Source organism: Sulfuricystis thermophila, assembly GCF_004323595.1.
Taxonomy (GTDB): domain Bacteria; phylum Pseudomonadota; class Gammaproteobacteria; order Burkholderiales; family Rhodocyclaceae; genus Sulfuricystis; species Sulfuricystis thermophila.
On record NZ_AP019373.1, the window covers coordinates 2,465,112 to 2,483,704 of the forward strand.

Genomic DNA, 18,593 nt, shown 5'->3' on the forward strand with positions numbered 1-18,593 from the left:
TCGCATGCCAACCTCGCCGAAATCGCGGACAATCCGGAACGTGCAGCAGCGTGAGAAAGGGGGCTTTCATGGCAACCAGACAGATCGGCATCCTCACTGCCGGTGGCGACAGCCCCGGCCTGAACGCGGCGATCCGTGGCGTCGGCAAGGCAGCGATGGGCTATTACAAGATGCATGTGATCGGCTTTCGCGACGGGTTTCGCGGCCTGATGGAAAACCGCACGATGGCGCTCGACGGCGGCCAGCTCTCCGGCATCCTCACACTGGGCGGCACGATCCTCGGCACCAGCCGCGACAAGCCCCACAAAATGCCGGTCGGCGGCAAGCTGCTGGACATGACCGATGCGATCGTCGCCAACTATCACGAGCATCACCTCGACTGTCTCGTCTGTCTGGGCGGCGGCGGCACGTTGAAGAATGCGCTGCGCCTCAAGGAAAAGGGGCTCAACGTCATCAACCTGCCGAAGACCATCGACAACGACGTCTGGGGCACCGACACCACCTTCGGCTTCGATACCGCGCTTTCCATCGCCACCGAGTGCATCGACCGCCTGCACAGCACCGCGCACAGCCATCACCGCATCATCGTCGTCGAGATCATGGGCCATCGCGCCGGCTGGCTCGCGCTCGGCGCTGGGCTAGCCGGCGGCGCCGACGTGATCCTGATCCCCGAGATTCCCTACGATGTCGAAAGCATTGCCGAGGCGATCCGCGAGCGGGTCAACAGCGGCAAGCCGTTCTCGATCGTCGCCGTCGCGGAAGGGGCGATCTCGAAGCAGGATCTGGCCGCGCTCGCCGCGGCGAAACAGCAGAAAAAGGCCACCAAGGAAAAAGCCAGGAAGGCTGCAAAACCGCCCAGAAAAATGGATGACGGCGAGGCCGATGCCGCCGAACTGATCTACGCGAGTCGCACGCTCCGGCTCGCCAAGCAGCTCGAAAAACTCACCGGCCTCGAAGCGCGCCTGACCATCCTCGGTCACCTGCAGCGCGGCGGCGCGCCTTCAGCCGCCGACCGTATCCTCGCCACCCGGCTCGGCACCGCCGCCGCGGACCTGATCGCCAAGAAGCATTACGGCGTGCTGGTCGCCGCGCGAGGCGAGGGGACGCGGCCGTTACCGATCGAAGAGGTCGCCGGCAAGGTGAAGACCGTGCCGCCCGACCATCCGCTGATTCTCTCGGCACGACGGGTGGGCACGAACTTCGGCGACTGAAGCGGCATTGGAAGCGTTCCTGATCTCCACGGGCATCGTCGCGCTGGCCGAGGTCGGCGACAAGACGCAATTGCTCGCCCTCATCCTCGCCGCTCGGTTTCGCCGGCCGCTGCCGATCATCGCGGGCATTTTCCTCGCCACGGTGGTGAACCATGCGCTCGCCGGCGCACTCGGGTTGGGCATCGCGGCGTTGTTCGCGCCCGAGACGCTGCGCTGGCTGCTGGGACTGTCCTTCATCGGCATGGCGGTTTGGCTGCTCATTCCCGACGAGGTCGAGGAAGACGAAGCGCGCTTCGCCCGCCTCGGCGTGTTCGGCACCACGCTGGTGGCCTTCTTCCTTGCCGAGATGGGCGACAAGACGCAAATCGCCACGGTCGCGCTCGCGGCGCAGTTCAGCTCGGTCATGGCCGTCGTTCTCGGCACCACGCTGGGCATGATGATCGCCAACGTACCGGCCGTGCTGCTGGGCGAGCGCATCGCCCACAAGTTGCCGGAAAAGCTGATCCATGGCATTGCCGCGGTGATCTTCCTCATTCTCGGCATCGCCACGCTGCTCGGTCTTGACGAGCGCTTCGGGCTGTGAAAGTCGGCGCTGGCGAAACGGCTACTTCTTCCAGAAGGCGGGCGTCAGCACGACGAGCAAAGTGAAGATTTCCAGCCGGCCGAGCAGCATCGCGAAAGTGCACACCCAGGTCTGGAAATCGCTCAGCGAGGCAAACGTCGTCGCCGGGCCGACGTCGCCGAGGCCGGGGCCGGTATTGTTGATGCTGGCCACGACGGCCGAAAACGCCGTGATGCTGTCGAGCCCCGAAAAGGACAGCACCAGCGTCAGCGTCGTCACCGCCACCATATAGACGAAGCCGAAGGCGAGCACCGCGAAGAGGATCTTGGCCTCGACCGGCGTGCCGCCGATGCGCACCAGCCAGACCGCCTTCGGGTGCATCGCGCGCATCAGCTCGCGATAGACCTGCTTGAAGAGGATGATCGCGCGCATCATCTTGATGCCGCCGCCGGTCGAGCCGGCGCTGGTCGCGAAGCTGCACAAAAACAGCATCCACAGCGGCACGAAGGACGGCCAGAGCGCATAGTCGGTGTTCGCATATCCGGTGGTCGTGGCGATCGAGACGACATTGAAGGCGGCAAAGCGCAGCGCCGTCGGGAAATCAGCATAAACGTCGTGTGCGTAAAGATAAAGCGCGATGCCGACGATGCTGCCCAGCACCACGGCAAAATACCAGCCAACCTCGGGGTCATGCCGATAGGGCCGCAGACTGCGGCCATGCACGGCGAGGAAGTGGGTGGCGAAGTTGATGCCCGCCAGCAGCATGAAGACGATCGCCACCGCTTCGACCGCCGGTGAATTCCAGTAGCCGAAGCTCGCGTCGTGGCTGGAGAAGCCGCCCAGCCCCATCGTCGTGAAGGCATGCACCACGGCGTCGAACCAGTCCATCCCCGCCCAGCGATAGCCGAGCACGCAGGCGAGCGTGATGCCGGCATAGACCGCCCACAGGCCTTTCGCGGTATGCGTCATGCGCGGCGTGAGCTGGGCATCCTTCATCGGGCCGGGCGTCTCGGCCTTGAACATCTGCCGGCCGCCAATGCCGAGGAGCGGCAGCACCGCAACCGCCAGCACGATCAGCCCCATGCCGCCCAGCCAGACCAGCATGCCGCGCCAGAGGTTGATCGACCGCGGCAGCGTGTCCAAATGATCGAGCACGGTCGCCCCAGTCGTCGTCAGTCCGGAAACGGCTTCGAAATAAGCATCGGTGAATGAGATGTGCAGGTGAAAAATCAGCGGCAGGCAAGCGAATGCAGGAAACAGGGTCCACACCATCACCACCAGCAGGAAGCCATCGCGCACCTTGAGCTCGTTCCTATCGCGGTGCGTCAGCCACCAGAGCCACAGGCCGCTGGCCAAGGTGGCCAGGAAGGCTTCGTCGTAGGCCGAACTCGCGCCATCCTGCCACAGCCAGGAAAGCAGCAGGGGCACCAGCAAGGTGAACGAGAAGCCCGTCAGCAGCACGCCAAAGACGCGGATTACCGGGTAAAAACGTTTCATGGCGACAGTTTGCTCTGCTCAGAGAAACTGGAAGCCGACCTGGAACAGCTTCTCGACCTGCGCGACCTCGCGCTTGCGCATGCAGAAGACGATCACGTGGTCGTCGGATTCGATCACCGTGTCATGGTGGGGAATGATGACGCGTCCGCCCTCTCCGCCAGAATCCTGGCGCACGATGGCGCCGATGTGCGCGCCGCGGATCTTCGGCAATTCCTCGATGCGCCGGCCGACCACCTTCGAGGTCTTGCGGTCGCCGTGGGCGATCAGCTCGAGCGCCTCGGCCGCACCGCGCCGCAGGCTGTGCACCCGCGCGACGTCGCCGCGCCGCACATGGGTGAGCAGCGGGCCGATCGACACCTGGGCGGGTGACATGCCGATGTCGATCGGCCCGCCCTGCACCATGTCGGCATAGGCGCGGCGGTTGATCAGCGCCAGCACACGCTTGCAGCCGAGTCGCTTGGCCAGCGACGCGGCCATGATGTTGTCCTCGTCGTCGTTGGTCAGCGCCAGGAACATGTCGATCTCGTCGATGTTTTCCTGGATCAGCAGATTCTCGTCGGTGGCTTCGCCATGCAATACCAGCGTATTGGCGAGCTTGCCGGCGATCACTTCGGCGCGCCGGCGGTCGACCTCGATGAGCTTCACTTCGTAGCGGGTTTCCAGCGTGCGCGCCACACGCAGGCCGATATTGCCGCCGCCGGCGATCATCACGCGCTTGACCGGCTCGGTGCTGCGGCGCAATTCGGTGAGCACCAGCCGGATGTACTGACTGTCGGCGACCAGAAACACCTCGTCGCCCTGCTCGATGACCGTGTCGCCGTCGGGATCGACCGGCTGGTGCTCGCGGAAGATCGCGGCGATGCGCGCATCGACACCGGGCGGCAGGTGGTCGCGCATCGCGCGGATCGGCTTGCCGACCAGAAGCCCACCCTGCTTGGCGCGCACACCGACCAGCGTCACCTTGCCGGCGGCGAATTCGAGCACCTGCAGCGCGCCGGGAAACTCGATCAGCTTGGCGATGTAGTCGGTGATGTCCTGCTCCGGACAGATCGCATAATCGACGGCGAAGTTGTCGTTGGAGAGCAACACCGGGTCGAGCAGATCCGGCGAACGCAGACGCGCGATGCGCGTGGTGACGGAAAACAGGCTACGGGCGATCTTGCAGGCGACCAGATTGGTCTGGTCGGACTGGGTCACCGCGACGAGCAATTCGGTATCTTCGATGCCGGCTTCACGCAGCACCGACGGGTAGGCGGCATTGCCGGCCACCGTGCGCACGTCGAGCCGGTCGGCGAGCGCAGACAACGCCTGATGATCCTGATCGACGACGGTGATGTCGTTGGCTTCCGAGGCCAAGGCCTCGGCAACGGAGGCGCCGACCTGGCCGGCGCCGAGGATGAGGATCTTCATTCTTCTTCTTTGGTGGCGTTGCGCAAGCCCAGGTCTTTCAGCTTGCGATAGAGGTGCGTGCGTTCGAGGCCGGTCTTTTCGGCCAGCCGTGTCATGCTGCCGCCATCGACGCGCAGATGGTGCTCGAAGTAGAGCTTCTCGAACAGCTCGCGCGCCTCGCGTAGCGGCAACTCGAACATTTCCGGCAGCAGGCCGGGCGGTATCTCGGCAATCTCCGGGCGCCCGGGCGCGAGCAGATGGTTGACATCCTCGGCGCCGATTTCATCGTCGAGCGCAGCGAGCGCCAGCGACTTGAGCACGCTGCGCAGCTGCGGGTAGCCCTCCGGCCACGGATACTGCCGCAACGCATTCTGGGCGGCGACGGACAGGTGACGCACCGGCACTTCACCGCTCTCCGCCAGTTGCGCCAGCAGGTGGGTGGCGAGATCGGGAATCTCGTCCTTGAGCTCAGCGAACGACGGCAGACCGATGCTGACCTCGAACAGGCGGTCGATGACATCAGCATCCCAGCCGTGCTCGATGAGTACGCTGGCGGTGTGTGTCGTCGCGGTGACGAGGCGCAGGTTGTGCCGTTCGAGACGTTCGAACGCGAAGGCAAGGTTCTTCTGCTGCAGGCGCGTCATTTTCGCCAGCTCGCTGCAATACAGCACCCCGCCGCTCGCCTGGGCGAGAGAATCGAGCGAGATCGGACTGGAGTCCTGGCCGAGATCGACCCAGGGCTTGCCGGGAATCTGCAAAGTGTGCGCGGCGAGTTCGACGATCGAGGCTGGCGGCGCGCGCAGCAGCACCGAGCGACTCTTGGCCGCCACCTGTTCGAGGCGGCGGCGCAGGTCCTTGAGCAGTGCCGAACGCGGGAAGGCAGCCAGGGTGAGCACCGAGCCGGTTTTGGGATGATGCTCGAGCCCCTGCTTCACCGCGGCGAGCAGCTTCTGCATGCTGATCGGTTTTTCCAGGAAGCCGACCGCGCCGATCTTCGTCGCCTCGACGGCGGTCTCGATCGTCGCATGGCCGGACATCATCACCACCGGCATGTTGAGCTTGCCGGCCGCCGCCCATTCCTTGAGCAAGGTCACACCATCGGTATCGGGCATCCAGATGTCGAGCAACACGAGATCGGGGCGATGACTGTCGCGGCAAGCGCGCGCCGCAGTGGCATTCTCCGCCGTGACGACATCGAAACCCTCGTCGGTGAGGATTTCACGGAGCAATTCGCGGATGCCGACTTCGTCGTCGATGACCAGGATTTGCGACATGGCTACAGATTATCCCGAAAATCAAAACCACCATGAAAGAAGTAGGCCGTGCATTTGCTTTTCCGACATCGGTCAACGCGCCGGCATGGCCAGCCGCGCCAGGAATGCCGTCACCGGTTGCGGCCGGCCAAACAAGTAACCTTGGAAATGATGGCAGCCATTGTGTTTGAGCCAGGTGAGTTGTGCCTCGGTCTCGACGCCTTCGGCGACGACTTCGAGGTGCATCTGCCGGGCGATCAGCAGGATGGTCTTCGACAGCGCGGCATCGTCGGCATCCTGCGGCAGGCCGGCCACGAAAGCACGGTCGATCTTCAGCTCCTGGAGCGGCAGACGCTTCAGATAGGAGAGGGACGAATAGCCAGTGCCGAAATCGTCGATCGAGAAACGGATACCGAGCGCCTGAAGCTCATGCATGCGCGCCGTCGCCTCGCCGAGATCGGTAAGCAGGAGGTTCTCGGTGATTTCGAGTACCAGCCGCAGAGGGTTTGCGCCGGTTTCGGCGAGTATCGTGCGCACCCGGGCGACGAAATCCGCCTTGCGGAACTGACGCGGGCTGATGTTCACGGCGAGCCGCAGATCGTGGCCGGCCTCTTCCAGCGCCTTGAGCAGCATCGCCGCCTTGCGCAGCACCCACTCGCCGAGCTCGTCGATCAGACCACTTTCCTCGGCGAGCGGAATGAAGGAGGTCGGCGGTACCAGTCCACGGCGCGGATGGGGCCAGCGCAGCAGAACCTCGGCGCCCTTGAGGCGTCCCTCCGCATCGTGCTGCCCCTGCAGGTAAAGCTCGAATTCTTCGCTGGCGATCGCGGCGTGCAGGTCGTTTTCGAGTGCCAGACGTTCTTCCACCAGCGACTGCATCGCCGGCTCGAAGAAGCACACGGCATTGCGACCACCTTCCTTGGCCTGATACATCGCGGTATCGGCATGGCGCAGGATAGCCTCGCAGTTTTCGCCGACTCCATCGGGAAACAGGGTCAGACCGATCGACGCCCCGAGGTGGCAAACCCCGCCGACCTGACCGAGCTCGAAGGGCTGAGAGAGCGCCAGCCGCAGCTTGTCGGCGACATGCCTCGCGGCAGCGGCAGCGGTTGCCGCATCGGCAGCGAGACCGGGCAGCAGGACGACGAATTCGTCGCCGCCGAGACGCGCGACGGTATCCACCTCGCGCAATAGGCCTTTCAGGCGTGCTGCGGTTTCACGCAACACGGCATCGCCCGCGGTATGACCATGGGCATCGTTGATCTGCTTGAAATGGTCGAGATCAATGAACAAGAGCGCACCGTGATGACCGTTGCGGCGCGCCTCGGCAAACTCGCGTTCGAGACGGTCGAGCAACAAACGACGGTTGGGCAGATGAGTGAGCGGATCGTAGAACGCAAGCCGTTCGATCTCGTCCTGCGCGGCATGCCGTTCGGTGATGTCCAGATGCGTGCCGGTGATGCGCAGCGGCCGCCCTTCGGCATCTCTCGCCGTTACCCGGCCGCGGGATAGGATCCAGCGCCACTGCCCGTCCTTGCCGCGCATACGAAATTCGGCCTCGTATTGCGGTAGGCGTCCTTCGAGGTGATCCTTGAACGCGCGTTTCGCACCCGACAGATCGTCCGGGTGGATCAGTGCGATCCAAGGATCGGCGAGTGCGGCGAAATCTTCTGGGCGATAGCCGAGCATGCCCGCCCAGCGCGCGTCGACGACGAGGGCGCCCGTCGTCAGGTCGCGATCCCATAGACCAAGGTTCGCGCCTTGGAGCGCCAGCGCCAGGCGGGTACGTTGGGCATCGAGATCGGCGCGCAGGCGATAGGACTCTGAAACGTCGCGGAACACCATCACCACGCCGATCAGCTGACCCGTGCCATCGCGGATCGGCGCCGCACTGTCGGAGATGTGGTAACGCCGGCCGTCTTTCGCCACCAACACCGTATGATTGGCCAGGCCCACTACCAGCCCCGTTTCCAGCACGCGCCCGACCGGGATTTCCGCCGGCTGCCCCGTCAAGGCGTGTTCGATCTTGAAGATCTCGGCAATGCTGCGGCCGCGCGCTTCGGCTTCGGTCCAGCCGGTCAGCGCCTCGGCCACCGGATTGAGGTAGGACACGCGCATCGTCGCATCGGTCGTCACCAGGCCATCGCCGATGGACTGCAGAATCGCCGTCACCTCGCCTTCGCTGGCTGCGAGCTCCTGCACGGTCTGCTGCACGGTCTCGGCCATGCGGTTGAAATCGTGGGCGAGCCGGCCGATCTCGTCTTGCGTTTCATCTTCCACCCGCGCTTCGAGCCGGCCGGCAGTGATCTCGTGGGCGGTCGCGGCGAGCCGTGCGAGTCGACGCGTCAGTCGCCGGGAAAGGATGCGGAACAACACCGTCACCAGCGCCAAGGACAGCATTGCGGTGACGAGCATGGCCAGTCCCATGCGTTCCGACAATGCAGCGAAGCCGCCGGCGCCCAGACGCAGATGCACCCGGCCGAAACTCACACCACTCTCTTCGAGCTCGAAGATACTGTCTTTGCCGAAAGGTGATCGATTCGCTTCGTGCGCTTCGGCCACCATGGTGCCATCGTTCGAAACCACCTCGATCGCATCGATTGCGTCGCTCTTGATCAGTGCCTGTGCGATCTCGCGCACACTGGCGTAGTCGCGCTCGACCATCGGCCCGGTCAGCGCCGCGGCGAGCAGTGGCCGCAGCGTCGTTTCCTGCTGTTCGATACCGCGCTCGGCAGACCAGCGCAGCAATGCGAGCATCATCGCACCGAAAAGGAGCAGACCCAACAACGATGCGAACGCCGCCAAGAGGCTCAGCTTGTGGCGAATCGGCAGATCAGCAAAAAAACCTGACCGGCGGGACACTCAAGATTCCTCGTGCATCTGGCGATACAGTTCGACCACCAACGGATCGATCCCCTGCATTTCAGCGTCGGTGACCGGCACCAGCCCCTGATGACCGAGGGAAGCGATGAAGGTTTGGCCGCTTGGCTGCGCGGCAAAGTCGAACAGCGCCCGGCTGAGCGCTTCTGCCTTGTGAGCCAGCCGGGGTGACACATGGTAGATGACGGCCGCCAGGCCACGCCCCAGCGGCATCAGCACCCGAACCTTCGCCGCCAGCGCGGCATCGACCTGGGCGAGCGTGGTGCGCGAGACGATCGCCGCCTCGACGTCACCGACCAGCAGGCGTTGCAGTGAATTGGCATGCGTGCCGGTGGTGACGAGGCGGAAATCGCGGCCGGCGATGCGTCCCGCGTCGCGCAGAAAACGCAAGCCGATCACTCCCAGCGAGGCGACGCGGTCGGTGACCGCGATGGCGACCGCTCCCCATTTGAAATCCTTGAGACTCTTCTCTGGCACATCTGCACGCACGACGAGCACCGGCTCGAGCGGCGCCTGAGTGCGCACGAGCGGCACATGGCCGAGCTCGCGCTGGGCGAGGCGAGCATGAATCATCGCATCGGCGACGATATCGTAGGCACCGGCACGCATGCGGACGAGATGCTCTGCATAGTTCGGCGCGCTGGCAAGATCCACCTTCTGCCCCAGAACACCCTCGATGACCGGCAGCAGCGGGGAATAAAAGCCGACGAGCCGGCGCGCCGGCAAATAGGGCACGATGGCGAATACCGGCCGCTCGCCGGCGCGCACCGCGGCGGGCAGCCATCCGGTTGCGGCGGCAGCGAGCGCGCCAGCCAGAAATCGGCGGCGTGGGAAGGAAGGATCACAGTGCATCGGCATTTTCCCCTGATGGGGCGATGGGTAATTGTACGCAAACTCGTGCGCCGCCCCCTTCGGCTGCAGGCCGGTTGGCGAGCGTCACCGTGCCGCCGTGATCGACGACGATCTTGTGCACGATCGCCAATCCGAGGCCGGTGCCCTTCGGCTTGGTGGTCACATAGGGTTCGAACGCATGTTGGAGGATTTCGGGCGGGAAGCCGGGGCCGTTGTCAGCCACGACCAGCTCGGCCTTGCGGCCCGCATGGCGCGTCTTCACCAAAATCCGTGCCGTCCCGGAAGCAGAAACTTTGCGAGATGGGTCGGCGCCCGGCGGGACGTTTCCATTTCCGCCAGCACCAACTTTGTCACCACAGGCTTCGGCAGCGTTCTTGATCAGGTTGTGCAGCACCTGGCGAATCTGATCGGCGTCGGCCAGCACCGGCGGGAGGAGCGGATCGAGCTCGGTTTCGATGTTGAAGCCGCTGTGGGCATAGAGTTCGAGCACCTCGGCAATCAGACGGTTCAGATCGAGCGGCTGCGGATTCGGCGGCGGCAGACGCGCATAGTCGCGGAAGTCGTTGACCATCGCCTTCATCGCCTCGACCTGATCGACGATGGTCTTCGTCGCCCGCTCGAGCATCGCGGCATCCTCCGGGGCGAGCTTCCCGGAGAGCTTCATCTGCAGACGCTCGGCCGAGAGCTGGATCGGAGTGAGGGGATTCTTGATCTCATGGGCGAGCCGCCGCGCCACCTCGCCCCAGACCGCGGCGCGTTGCGCGGCTTCACGCTCGACGCGTGCCTGGGAGAGCTGTTGCGTCATCTCGTTGAACGAGCGGGTCAGCACCCCCAGCTCGTCGTCGGTTTCCAGCACCGCACGCGGCGTCAGATCGCCCGCGGCGACGGCGCGCGTGCCTTCGGCGAGCATCAACAGCGGCTTGGCGAGCCGGCTGGCGAGGAAGAAGGCCAGCGCGATCGCGGCGAACAGCGCGAGCAGCAACGCAAAGGTCAGGGTCAGCGTATAGAGGCGTTTGAGGCCGGCGCGGCCGAGCTGCAGTTGCTGGTAATCGCGCTGCGCCGCCTCCACCAGGGCGGCGCTTTGCGCGATCGCGGCCGGCACCGGCTGTTCGAGCTGCAGGATCAGCGGCTCGGCCGCGAAACGGTAGGCGCGCACCGGCAAGAGGGCGCGCACCACGAAGCCGCTCGCCGCATCGCCTTCGACACGCGCGCTACCCGTGCCGGTACGCGCCTGCCGCAGCTCGACCGGGTCGGGCAACGCGGGCATGAGCTCCGGCAATTCACTGGCGCTGCTGCTGGCGACCAGCTGGCCGTTCGCAGTCACCAGCACGGCGGCATTCACCCCGGCCTGCTCGCGCAGGCGATTGAGGAGCACCGCCCCCGGCGCAGGCACTTCGGCCAGGTCATAGGCCATCGAGCGGCCTTTGACGAGGAGCTCCGTCTGCATCGTCTCGAACACGCTGCGGGCCAGATCGAGACCGCCGTCGAGCGCCGCCTCGATGCGCACGTCGAACCACGAATCGATGCTCTTCACGGCGAACTGCATCGACACCGCATACACCAGCGCGCCGGGCAGCACCGCCATCATCGCCAGCATCATCAGCAGCCGCGTCTTGAGGCGGGCGCCGAACACGCCATTCCGGTAATCGCGCCACAGGCGGCGCAACTGGGTGATGACCAGTCCGAGCAGCAGCAGGGCCGCCAGCGCATTGAGGATGATCAACAGCGGCGTGTGGCGGGCGAACAGCGCGGTATCGGCCGAAGCCGACGTCAGCAAAATCACCAGCATGCCGCCGAGCGCCGCGGCGAGTGTCAAGGCGATGATCATTGCGGCTCAGGCTGGGGCACGAACTGCCAGCTCAAGGTGCGGGCATCGACCCGCCAGTCGTCGTTGGCCAGCGCATCGATCTGCAAGGGTTTCGGCAACTGGTTCTGGTCGAGCGAAAGACGCACGGCGGCGGCGAGCGACTCGCCCTGCGGCAGGGTTCCCGCGTCGGCGACGTGCAGGCGCCGGATGTGGCCGAGCGCAGTGAGCGCCGCTTCGAGCGTATCGAAGTTCTGATACAGGCTGCCGACGGCGAGCCGATACTGTCGCGTCAGCGTCTGGTAGCTCAAGCGGTAATTGACGACACGGCCGGCCAGATGCTCATCGATCCAGTACCAGCGCTTGCGCTTGATCTGCACCTCGAAACGGAAATGAAGCGGCACGCCCTTGCCGACGGCATCGACGAGACGCGCGCCGAGCTCGACGTCGAATTCGGCATTCACCGCCCAGCCACGTTCATCCGGGACCACCTCGGCGCCTTTCGGCTGGATGCTACCCGCCCAGGCCAGCACGGTGACGAGCAGACCGAAGCCCAGCGCAACGAACCGTTCAAGGCGTCTTTTCCAGCAGGGCGTAGTAGAAGCCGTCATGAGTGGCCGAGGGCAAGAGTTGCAATTCTTCTTCGCTGCCGCCCGTCGGCAGGCGGCGCGCATCCGGATGACGCGCAAGGAACGCGCGCACCTGCCCGCCGTTTTCCGCGGGAAAGACCGAACAGGTGCAGTAGAGCATTTTGCCACCGGGGGCCATGAGCGGCCACAAGGCATCGAGGATGGCAGCCTGGGTCTGTGCGAATCCCGCCACATCCTCCGGGCGCCGCAGCCACTTGATGTCGGGATGGCGTCGCACCACGCCCGAGGCGGAACAGGGCACATCGGCGAGAATGCGCTCGAAAGGCCGCCCGTCCCACCAGTCCGCCGGTTTGCGTGCATCGCCGATTTTCACCGTCGCGGCAAGATGAAGCCGCGCGAGGTTTTCCTCGATGCGCCGAGCGCGCAGGGCATCCACTTCCAGCGCGGTCAGCTCGAGATCAGCGAGTTCGAGCAAATGAGCCGCCTTGCCCCCGGGCGCGGCGCAGGCATCGAGCACACGCATGCCGTCTCGGGCATCGAGGAGCCGCGCCGCGCGCTGCGCACCCCAGTCCTGCACCGAGACGCAACCCTCCTGAAAACCGGGGAGGCGCTCGACCGGCAAGGGGGGTTCGAGCAGGATCGCCGTCTCGTCGAGCGCCTGCCCTGCACCACCGGCCTCGGCCAACTGCGCGAGAAACTCGGCGCTGGTGACACGGCACCGCGCGTTCAGCCGCAGCGTCATCGGCGGATGAGCATTGCCGCTGGCGGCGATCTCCCGCCAGCGTTCCGGATAAGCCTCGCGCAACAGCGCGAGCCACCAACGAGGATGCCGCCAATGAGCCAATTCGTCGGCCTCCGCCGCAGCGATGAGCTCTGCGCGGCGGCGCTGGAAATTGCGCAGGATGGCATTGGTCAGTTTCTTGAACGGCTTGGCGGCAGCCTCGACGGCCTGATCGACGAGGGTGTGCGCGTCAGTGGGGCGGCGCTCCAGGCGGGCGAGCGCGACCAGCAACAGCGCCCGCGCCGCCTTGTCTTTCAGCGGCCGTTCGAGCAGACGGGCGAGGAAAAAATCGCCGCGGCCATGATCGCGCAAGGTGGTCAGCGCGAGATCGCGCGCGGCCGGCCGCAGCTCGATGGGCAGCGCGGCGAGCGCAACCTCCGGCGTGCGGCCGACGAGCACTTCCGCAACCGCTGCCGCCGCAGCGGCGAGCGCCCGGGAAAGCGGCGGGTTGCGAAAGGGGGGCGGGGAGGTGGCATTCATTTCGGCTCAGGAAGCGCATGGTAACCGCGATTCTGTGGTAAACGTCATTCATGAACCTTTCCGCCCATACCCCCATTCCCTTCCCGGGCCGGCTGACGATCGTCGGCTGGGGTGCGATCGCCCAAGGCGTTCTGCCGCTCCTGTTTCGTCATTTCGCGCTGCGCCCCGAGCAGGTGGCGATCGTCACCGCCGATGCCGAAGGCATCAGGGAGGCACGGGATTACGGTGTTTCGCATACGATCCTGCCGCTCGACCGCGATAATTTCCGGCAAGTGCTCGCCCCACTCGTCGGACCCGGCGACTTTCTGCTCAATCTTGCCGTCAATGTCGCGAGCGTGGCGCTAATCGAGTTCTGCCGCGAGCGTGGCGCCCTTTATCTCGATGCCTGTATCGAACCCTGGGCGGGCGGTTACACCGATCCGCTGCTTTCCCCTTCGCAGCGTTCGAACTACGCGTTGCGCGAACAGGCGAAGGCGCTCCATCGCCCCGGTGCGCCGACCGCGGTGCTCACCCACGGCGCCAATCCCGGCTGGGTGTCGCATTTCGTCAAGCAGGCGCTGCTCGACATCGCGCGCGATTGCGGCCTCGATGCCACGCCGCCCGCCGACCGTGCCGGCTGGGCGCGACTCGCGCAATCACTCGGCGTCCGGGTGATCCATATCGCCGAACGCGACTGGCAGGTGGCCGAACCCAGGAAGCGTCCTGGCGAATTCGTCAACACCTGGTCGGTCGATGGCTTCGTCGGTGAAGGTTGCCAACCCGCCGAGCTCGGCTGGGGCAGCCACGAAAAGGCGTTGCCGCCGGACGGCCATCGCCACGGCTTCGGCTGCGAGGCGGCGATCTGGCTCGAACGCCCGGGCGCGGCGACACGCGTGCGCAGCTGGACACCGCTCGCCGGGCCGATGCACGGTTTCCTGATCACGCATGGCGAGGCGATCTCGATCGCCGACTATCTGACCATAGGCACCGGCACGACGCCGACATACCGGCCGACCGTGCATTACGCCTACCATCCTTGTGATGACGCGGTGCTCTCACTGCATGAGCTCGCCGGCCGCGAGTGGCATCTGCAGGAAAACAAACGCATCGTGCGCGACGAGATCCTTGCCGGCGTCGATGAGCTGGGTGTGCTGCTGATGGGCCATCCCAAGGGCGCTTACTGGTTCGGCTCGCGGCTTTCGCACGCAGAAGCGAAGCGGCTCGCCCCCTACAACTCGGCGACGGTGTTGCAGGTGACGGCCGGCGTGATGGCCGGTATGGCGTGGGCGATCGAAAATCCGGCGATGGGCGTGGTCGATCCCGACGAGCTGCCCTTTGCCGAGATGATCGAATGGTGCCGGCCTTATCTCGGCGAGGTGGTCGGCGTCTATTCCGACTGGACGCCGCTGAAAGACCGTGCCGGATTCTTCCCGCAGGACGTCGATGTCGACGACCCGTGGCAGTTCAAGAATTTCCGGGTGAGCTGAATCTTTCACCGGCAGCGAGCGGAAAGCCGCGCAGGAAATCGGCAGCGGGGAGCCGGCGGCCGCCAGGCTTCTGCAGCTCGGTGAGTTTGAGCGCGCCATCGCCGCAGGCGACGACGATGCCGGAAGGTGCCACCGCGAGAATCTCGCCCGGCGCGCCCTGGCCTGGCGCGAGCTCCGCGCGCCAAAGTTTCAGCGTCGTGTCGTGAAGCTGCGCGCTACAACCCGGAAAGGGGTCGAAGGCGCGCATTTTCCTTTCGATCTCGACCGCCGGCCGCGTCCAATCGATCATGCCCTCCGCCTTGTCGATCTTCGCCGCATAAGTCACACCTTCGGCGGGCTGCGGTGTCGGGGTGAGCGTGTCGAAGCATCGCAATGCTTCGACGATCAGCCGCCCGCCCAAGGAGGCGAGCTTGTCGTGCAGGCTCCCTGCCGTCTCGTCAGCGCCGATTTTCACGCTTTCGGCGAGCAGCAGCGGCCCGGTATCGAGGCCGGCGTCCATCTGCATGATCGTGATGCCCGTCTCTTTGTCGCCCGCCTCGATCGCGCGTTGGATCGGTGCCGCACCCCGCCAGCGCGGCAGAAGGGAGGCGTGGATGTTCACGCAGCCGTGCTTTGGGATGCCGAGCACCGCAGACGGCAAAATCAGCCCGTAGGCGGCGACCACCAGCACATCGGGCGCCGCTTCGATGAGCGGCGCATGGGTCGCGGGATCGCGCAGCTTTTCCGGCTGATGCACGGGGATGCCGTGTTCTTGGGCGACCGCCTTGACCGGACTCATGACGGGTTTCTGGCCGCGCCCGGCCGGGCGGTCGGGCTGGGTGAGCACCAGCGGCACCGGAAAGCCCGCGGCAAGGATCGCCCGCAGGGCAACCGCAGCGAATTCGGGGGTGCCTGCGAAAGCGACCCTCATCAGGCCGTGATCCTCGCCTGCTTGGCGAGCTTGGCCTTGATGCGGGAGAGTTTCAGGCGGGAGAGGTATTCGACGAACACCTTGCCATCGAGGTGGTCGATCTCGTGCTGCAGGCAGATCGCCAGCAGACCATCGGCTTCGAGCTCGAAGGGTTCGCCGTCGAGATTCAGCGCGCGCACCTTGACGCGCTCGCTCCGTTTCACCGTCTCATAGATGCCGGGCACCGACAGGCAGCCTTCCTCACCGACATGCTCGCCACTGCGTTCGAGGATTTCCGGGTTGATGAAGACCATCGGCTGCGATTTGTCCTCGGACACATCGAGCACCAACAGGCGCTTGTGCACATCGACCTGGGTCGCCGCGAGGCCGATGCCTGGCGCCTGATACATGGTTTCCAGCATGTCGGCGGCAAGCTTCCTGATCCCGGCATCGACGGCCTCGACCGGCTTGGCCACCGTATGCAGGCGCGGATCGGGATAACGCAGAATCGGCAATAAGGCCATGAAAGTCTTCTTTAACAGGTTGATGCTCGCGGGATTTCCGGGCAGAATCCGACGAATGTCCGGAGGCCCAACTATGCGTCACATTATATTCGCGCTGATTTTTGGTTTTTCAACCGCTGCCGCAGTGGCCCAAAGCGCCAAGCCGATCGAGCTCGCGCCCGACGCCCCCGAACGCCACATCGTCGTGCCGGGCGACACACTGTGGGGCATCGCGGCGAAGTTTCTCAAGGATCCGTTCCGTTGGCCCGAGTTGTGGAAGATGAACGCGGAGCAGGTCAGGAACCCGCACCGGATCTATCCCGGCCAGGTGCTGATCCTCGATCGCAGCGGCGCCGAACCCCGCCTGCGGCTCGGTAACGTCATCAAACTGGGTCCCGAAGTGCGCGTCGAGACGCCGCCGCAGGAAATCCCGGCGATTCCTGCCAGCGCGATCGAACCCTTCCTGTCCCAGCCGCTGGTGATCAATCCCGGCGAGTTCGACACTGCACCGCGTATCGTCGCCACGCAGGAGGATCGTGTCTTCACCGGCACCGGCGACAAGATCTATGCCACCAACAACGCCGACCCGAAGATCAAGCGCTGGCATGTCTTCCGTCCCGGTCGCGCCCTCAAGGATCCGGACAACGGCGAGATCCTCGGCATCGAAGCCGTCTATCTCGGCAGCGCGCGCCCCGATGGCGAGCCGGGCGACGTGCTGCCGCTGGTGCTGACCAGCGTGAAACAGGAAATCGGCCGCGGCGATTATCTCGTGCCGGCCGAGCGCCCCGAGGTGATGAGCTATGTGCCGCACGCGCCGACCCAGGACATCAACGGCCGCGTGATGCTGATCTATGGCGGCGTCGGCGAAGCCGCGGTGAACTCGGTCGTCTCGCTCTCGCGCGGCAAGCAGGATGGACTGGAAGTCGGCCACGTGGTGGCGATCTATCGCGCCGGCGCGGCAGTGACGAACCGTTTCGAGGATGACAAGCCACAAACCCATCTGCTCCCCGACGAGCGCATTGGCCTCGCTTTCGTGTTCCGCGTCTTCGATCGGGTCTCTTACGCGCTGATCACCAACGCCAGCCGCCCGGTGATGGAAGGCGACAAAATCCGCAAACCATAATTGCGGATGGATGCGCCGGACGAGCTCACTGCCTGGCTGCGCCTGACGCTGATTCCCGGTCTGGGCGGTGAAGGCCAGCGCCGCCTGCTGGAAACCTTCGGTGATCCCGAGGCGGTTTTCGCCGCGCCGCCCTCCGCATTGCGCGGTGTGTTGAGTGGCGGACTCGCCGAGCGGCTGCTCGCGCACGACTGCACCGCCGAAATCGAAGCGGCGCTGGCCTGGGCGAGCCAGACCGGCAACCGGATACTCACGCTCGCCGACGCCGACTATCCGCAAGCGCTGCTCACCGCCGCCGACCCGCCGCTGCTGCTTTACGCCAAAGGCCGCAGCGAACTTTTGAACCGCCCGGCCCTGGCGATCGTCGGCAGTCGCAATGCGACGAAACAGGGTGAGGCCAATGCGACGGCCCTTGCGCAAGCGCTCGCCGCGGCGGGACTGACCATCGTCAGCGGGCTGGCGGCCGGCATCGATGCCGCCGCCCATCGCGGCGCCTTGAACGAGGCGGCATCGACGATCGCGGTGGTCGGCACCGGCTGTGACCGCATCTATCCGGCGCGAAACGAGGCGCTGGCCCGCGAGATCGCCATCAAGGGCTGCATCCTCAGCGAATTCCCGCTCGGCACGCCGCCGATTGCCGCCAACTTTCCGCGCCGCAACCGCTTGATCGCGGGGCTCTCACGCGGCTGCCTCGTCGTCGAAGCGGCGAAACAAAGCGGTTCGCTGATCACCGCGCGGCTGGCGGCCGAGGCCGGCCGTGAGGTGTTCGCGATCCCCGGCTCGATCCACTCGCCGCAATCGAAGGGCTGCCATGCGCTGATCAAGCAGGGCGCGAAACTGGTCGAATCGGCACAGGACATCCTCGAAGAGCTGCGCTGGGAAAACGTGACGAACCCGGCAGCCCTGCCGCCGGTGAAGGAAGCCGAAACGGATCCGCTCCTCATCGCCCTGGGCGGCGACCCTTGCGATCTCGACACGCTGGCGGCACGCACCGGGCTCGCCCCGGATGCCCTGCTGGCAAGGCTGTTTGCGCTCGAAATGGACGGCCGCATCACGAATCTGCCAGGTGGCCGTTACCAACGGCTGAACTGAGCCCAGATTATCCATTGAGATCGGGCTAATGCGTCATGAGCATGCGAAACCATCATTTCATCGCCCTACACGGCGGGTATCGGGCTGCGGGCGGCATCTTCGCGCCCCCGCTCCTCGCCAATAGACACCGTTATTGGCTCGTCGCGGGGACGCAAATCTGCTCGCCCTCGCCATCACAACCCGCTCGTGTTCCAATGGACAATCTGGGCTGAACGCTTGCCAGC

At 65.3% G+C, this 18,593-nt stretch carries 15 protein-coding genes; 5 read left to right on the forward strand and 10 right to left on the reverse strand.

Features of this window, described 5'->3' with window-relative positions; genetic code table 11:
- The first annotated feature begins 68 nt into the window (after window positions 1–68).
- Window positions 69–1,211: a 6-phosphofructokinase gene (locus M52SOB_RS12455; protein WP_131112102.1), complete on the forward strand. Its 1,143-nt coding sequence runs from the start codon at window positions 69–71 to the stop codon at window positions 1,209–1,211.
- 7 nt (window positions 1,212–1,218) lie between these two features.
- Entirely contained in the window at window positions 1,219–1,794 is a 576-nt protein-coding gene (locus M52SOB_RS12460) for a TMEM165/GDT1 family protein (protein WP_131112103.1), read from the forward strand.
- 21 nt (window positions 1,795–1,815) lie between these two features.
- On the opposite strand, the gene M52SOB_RS12465 is transcribed toward M52SOB_RS12460, so the two are convergent.
- From M52SOB_RS12465 to rsmB, 8 genes are all read right to left on the reverse strand, one after another.
- A complete protein-coding gene (locus M52SOB_RS12465) occupies window positions 1,816–3,270 on the reverse strand; it encodes a TrkH family potassium uptake protein (RefSeq protein WP_131112104.1) in 1,455 nt (484 codons plus the stop codon).
- A gap of 18 nt (window positions 3,271–3,288) precedes the next feature.
- Window positions 3,289–4,680: a Trk system potassium transporter TrkA gene (gene trkA, locus M52SOB_RS12470; protein WP_131112105.1), complete on the reverse strand. Its 1,392-nt coding sequence runs from the start codon at window positions 4,678–4,680 to the stop codon at window positions 3,289–3,291.
- Window positions 4,677–5,933 (reverse strand): sigma-54-dependent transcriptional regulator, encoded by a 1,257-nt coding sequence (locus tag M52SOB_RS12475; protein WP_131112106.1) that lies wholly within the window; start codon window positions 5,931–5,933, stop codon window positions 4,677–4,679. The genes trkA and M52SOB_RS12475 overlap by 4 nt, the downstream gene beginning before the upstream one ends.
- A 72-nt stretch (window positions 5,934–6,005) precedes the next feature.
- On the reverse strand, window positions 6,006–8,774 hold the full coding sequence (locus M52SOB_RS12480; protein ID WP_131112107.1) for an EAL domain-containing protein: 2,769 nt from the start codon (window positions 8,772–8,774) through the stop codon (window positions 6,006–6,008).
- Complete coding sequence (locus M52SOB_RS12485; protein ID WP_172601844.1) at window positions 8,775–9,644, reverse strand: phosphate/phosphite/phosphonate ABC transporter substrate-binding protein; 870 nt, start codon at window positions 9,642–9,644, stop codon at window positions 8,775–8,777. It lies immediately after the preceding gene.
- Window positions 9,634–11,472, reverse strand: coding sequence for a sensor histidine kinase (locus M52SOB_RS12490; protein WP_131112109.1), 1,839 nt, complete (start codon window positions 11,470–11,472; stop codon window positions 9,634–9,636). Before M52SOB_RS12490 ends, M52SOB_RS12485 begins: the two co-directional genes overlap by 11 nt.
- On the reverse strand, window positions 11,469–12,059 hold the full coding sequence (locus M52SOB_RS12495; protein ID WP_172601845.1) for a DUF4390 domain-containing protein: 591 nt from the start codon (window positions 12,057–12,059) through the stop codon (window positions 11,469–11,471). The genes M52SOB_RS12490 and M52SOB_RS12495 overlap by 4 nt, the downstream gene beginning before the upstream one ends.
- Window positions 12,019–13,299 carry a 16S rRNA (cytosine(967)-C(5))-methyltransferase RsmB gene (gene rsmB / locus M52SOB_RS12500; protein ID WP_131112111.1) on the reverse strand — a complete coding sequence of 427 codons (1,281 nt, stop codon included), beginning with the start codon at window positions 13,297–13,299 and terminating at the stop codon, window positions 12,019–12,021. Before rsmB ends, M52SOB_RS12495 begins: the two co-directional genes overlap by 41 nt.
- 50 nt (window positions 13,300–13,349) lie before the next feature.
- Here rsmB and M52SOB_RS12505 point away from each other — a divergent pair, with 50 nt between their 5' ends.
- On the forward strand, window positions 13,350–14,765 hold the full coding sequence (locus M52SOB_RS12505; protein WP_131112112.1) for a homospermidine synthase: 1,416 nt from the start codon (window positions 13,350–13,352) through the stop codon (window positions 14,763–14,765).
- On the opposite strand, the gene fmt is transcribed toward M52SOB_RS12505, so the two are convergent.
- Together fmt and def are read right to left on the reverse strand one after the other, a co-directional pair.
- Window positions 14,743–15,675: a methionyl-tRNA formyltransferase gene (gene fmt, locus M52SOB_RS12510; protein WP_131112113.1), complete on the reverse strand. Its 933-nt coding sequence runs from the start codon at window positions 15,673–15,675 to the stop codon at window positions 14,743–14,745. The genes M52SOB_RS12505 and fmt overlap by 23 nt on opposite strands.
- A complete protein-coding gene (def, locus tag M52SOB_RS12515) occupies window positions 15,675–16,178 on the reverse strand; it encodes a peptide deformylase (protein ID WP_131112114.1) in 504 nt (167 codons plus the stop codon). Before def ends, fmt begins: the two co-directional genes overlap by 1 nt.
- Window positions 16,179–16,251: 73 nt before the next feature.
- On the opposite strand from def, the gene M52SOB_RS12520 reads away from it, so the two are divergent.
- Together M52SOB_RS12520 and dprA are read left to right on the forward strand one after the other, a co-directional pair.
- On the forward strand, window positions 16,252–17,280 hold the full coding sequence (locus tag M52SOB_RS12520; RefSeq protein WP_131112115.1) for a LysM peptidoglycan-binding domain-containing protein: 1,029 nt from the start codon (window positions 16,252–16,254) through the stop codon (window positions 17,278–17,280).
- A gap of 6 nt (window positions 17,281–17,286) precedes the next feature.
- Window positions 17,287–18,369, forward strand: coding sequence for a DNA-processing protein DprA (dprA, locus tag M52SOB_RS12525; protein WP_131112116.1), 1,083 nt, complete (start codon window positions 17,287–17,289; stop codon window positions 18,367–18,369).
- Window positions 18,370–18,593: the final 224 nt, after the last annotated feature.

What these genes read in the sequence shown, in the direction of transcription:
- M52SOB_RS12495 (WP_172601845.1), bottom strand. Translation starts at nt 12,059, where the DNA reads ATGACGGCTTCTACTACGCCCTGCTGGAAAAGACGCCTTGAACGGTTC.
- M52SOB_RS12475 (WP_131112106.1), bottom strand. Translation starts at nt 5,933, where the DNA reads ATGTCGCAAATCCTGGTCATCGACGACGAAGTCGGCATCCGCGAATTG.
- M52SOB_RS12455 (WP_131112102.1), top strand. Translation starts at nt 69, where the DNA reads ATGGCAACCAGACAGATCGGCATCCTCACTGCCGGTGGCGACAGCCCC.
- M52SOB_RS12505 (WP_131112112.1), top strand. Translation starts at nt 13,350, where the DNA reads ATGAACCTTTCCGCCCATACCCCCATTCCCTTCCCGGGCCGGCTGACG.
- M52SOB_RS12490 (WP_131112109.1), bottom strand. Translation starts at nt 11,472, where the DNA reads ATGATCATCGCCTTGACACTCGCCGCGGCGCTCGGCGGCATGCTGGTG.
- M52SOB_RS12465 (WP_131112104.1), bottom strand. Translation starts at nt 3,270, where the DNA reads ATGAAACGTTTTTACCCGGTAATCCGCGTCTTTGGCGTGCTGCTGACG.
- trkA (WP_131112105.1), bottom strand. Translation starts at nt 4,680, where the DNA reads ATGAAGATCCTCATCCTCGGCGCCGGCCAGGTCGGCGCCTCCGTTGCC.
- dprA (WP_131112116.1), top strand. Translation starts at nt 17,287, where the DNA reads ATGGATGCGCCGGACGAGCTCACTGCCTGGCTGCGCCTGACGCTGATT.
- def (WP_131112114.1), bottom strand. Translation starts at nt 16,178, where the DNA reads ATGGCCTTATTGCCGATTCTGCGTTATCCCGATCCGCGCCTGCATACG.
- fmt (WP_131112113.1), bottom strand. Translation starts at nt 15,675, where the DNA reads ATGAGGGTCGCTTTCGCAGGCACCCCCGAATTCGCTGCGGTTGCCCTG.
- M52SOB_RS12485 (WP_172601844.1), bottom strand. Translation starts at nt 9,644, where the DNA reads ATGCACTGTGATCCTTCCTTCCCACGCCGCCGATTTCTGGCTGGCGCG.
- rsmB (WP_131112111.1), bottom strand. Translation starts at nt 13,299, where the DNA reads ATGAATGCCACCTCCCCGCCCCCCTTTCGCAACCCGCCGCTTTCCCGG.
- M52SOB_RS12520 (WP_131112115.1), top strand. Translation starts at nt 16,252, where the DNA reads ATGCGTCACATTATATTCGCGCTGATTTTTGGTTTTTCAACCGCTGCC.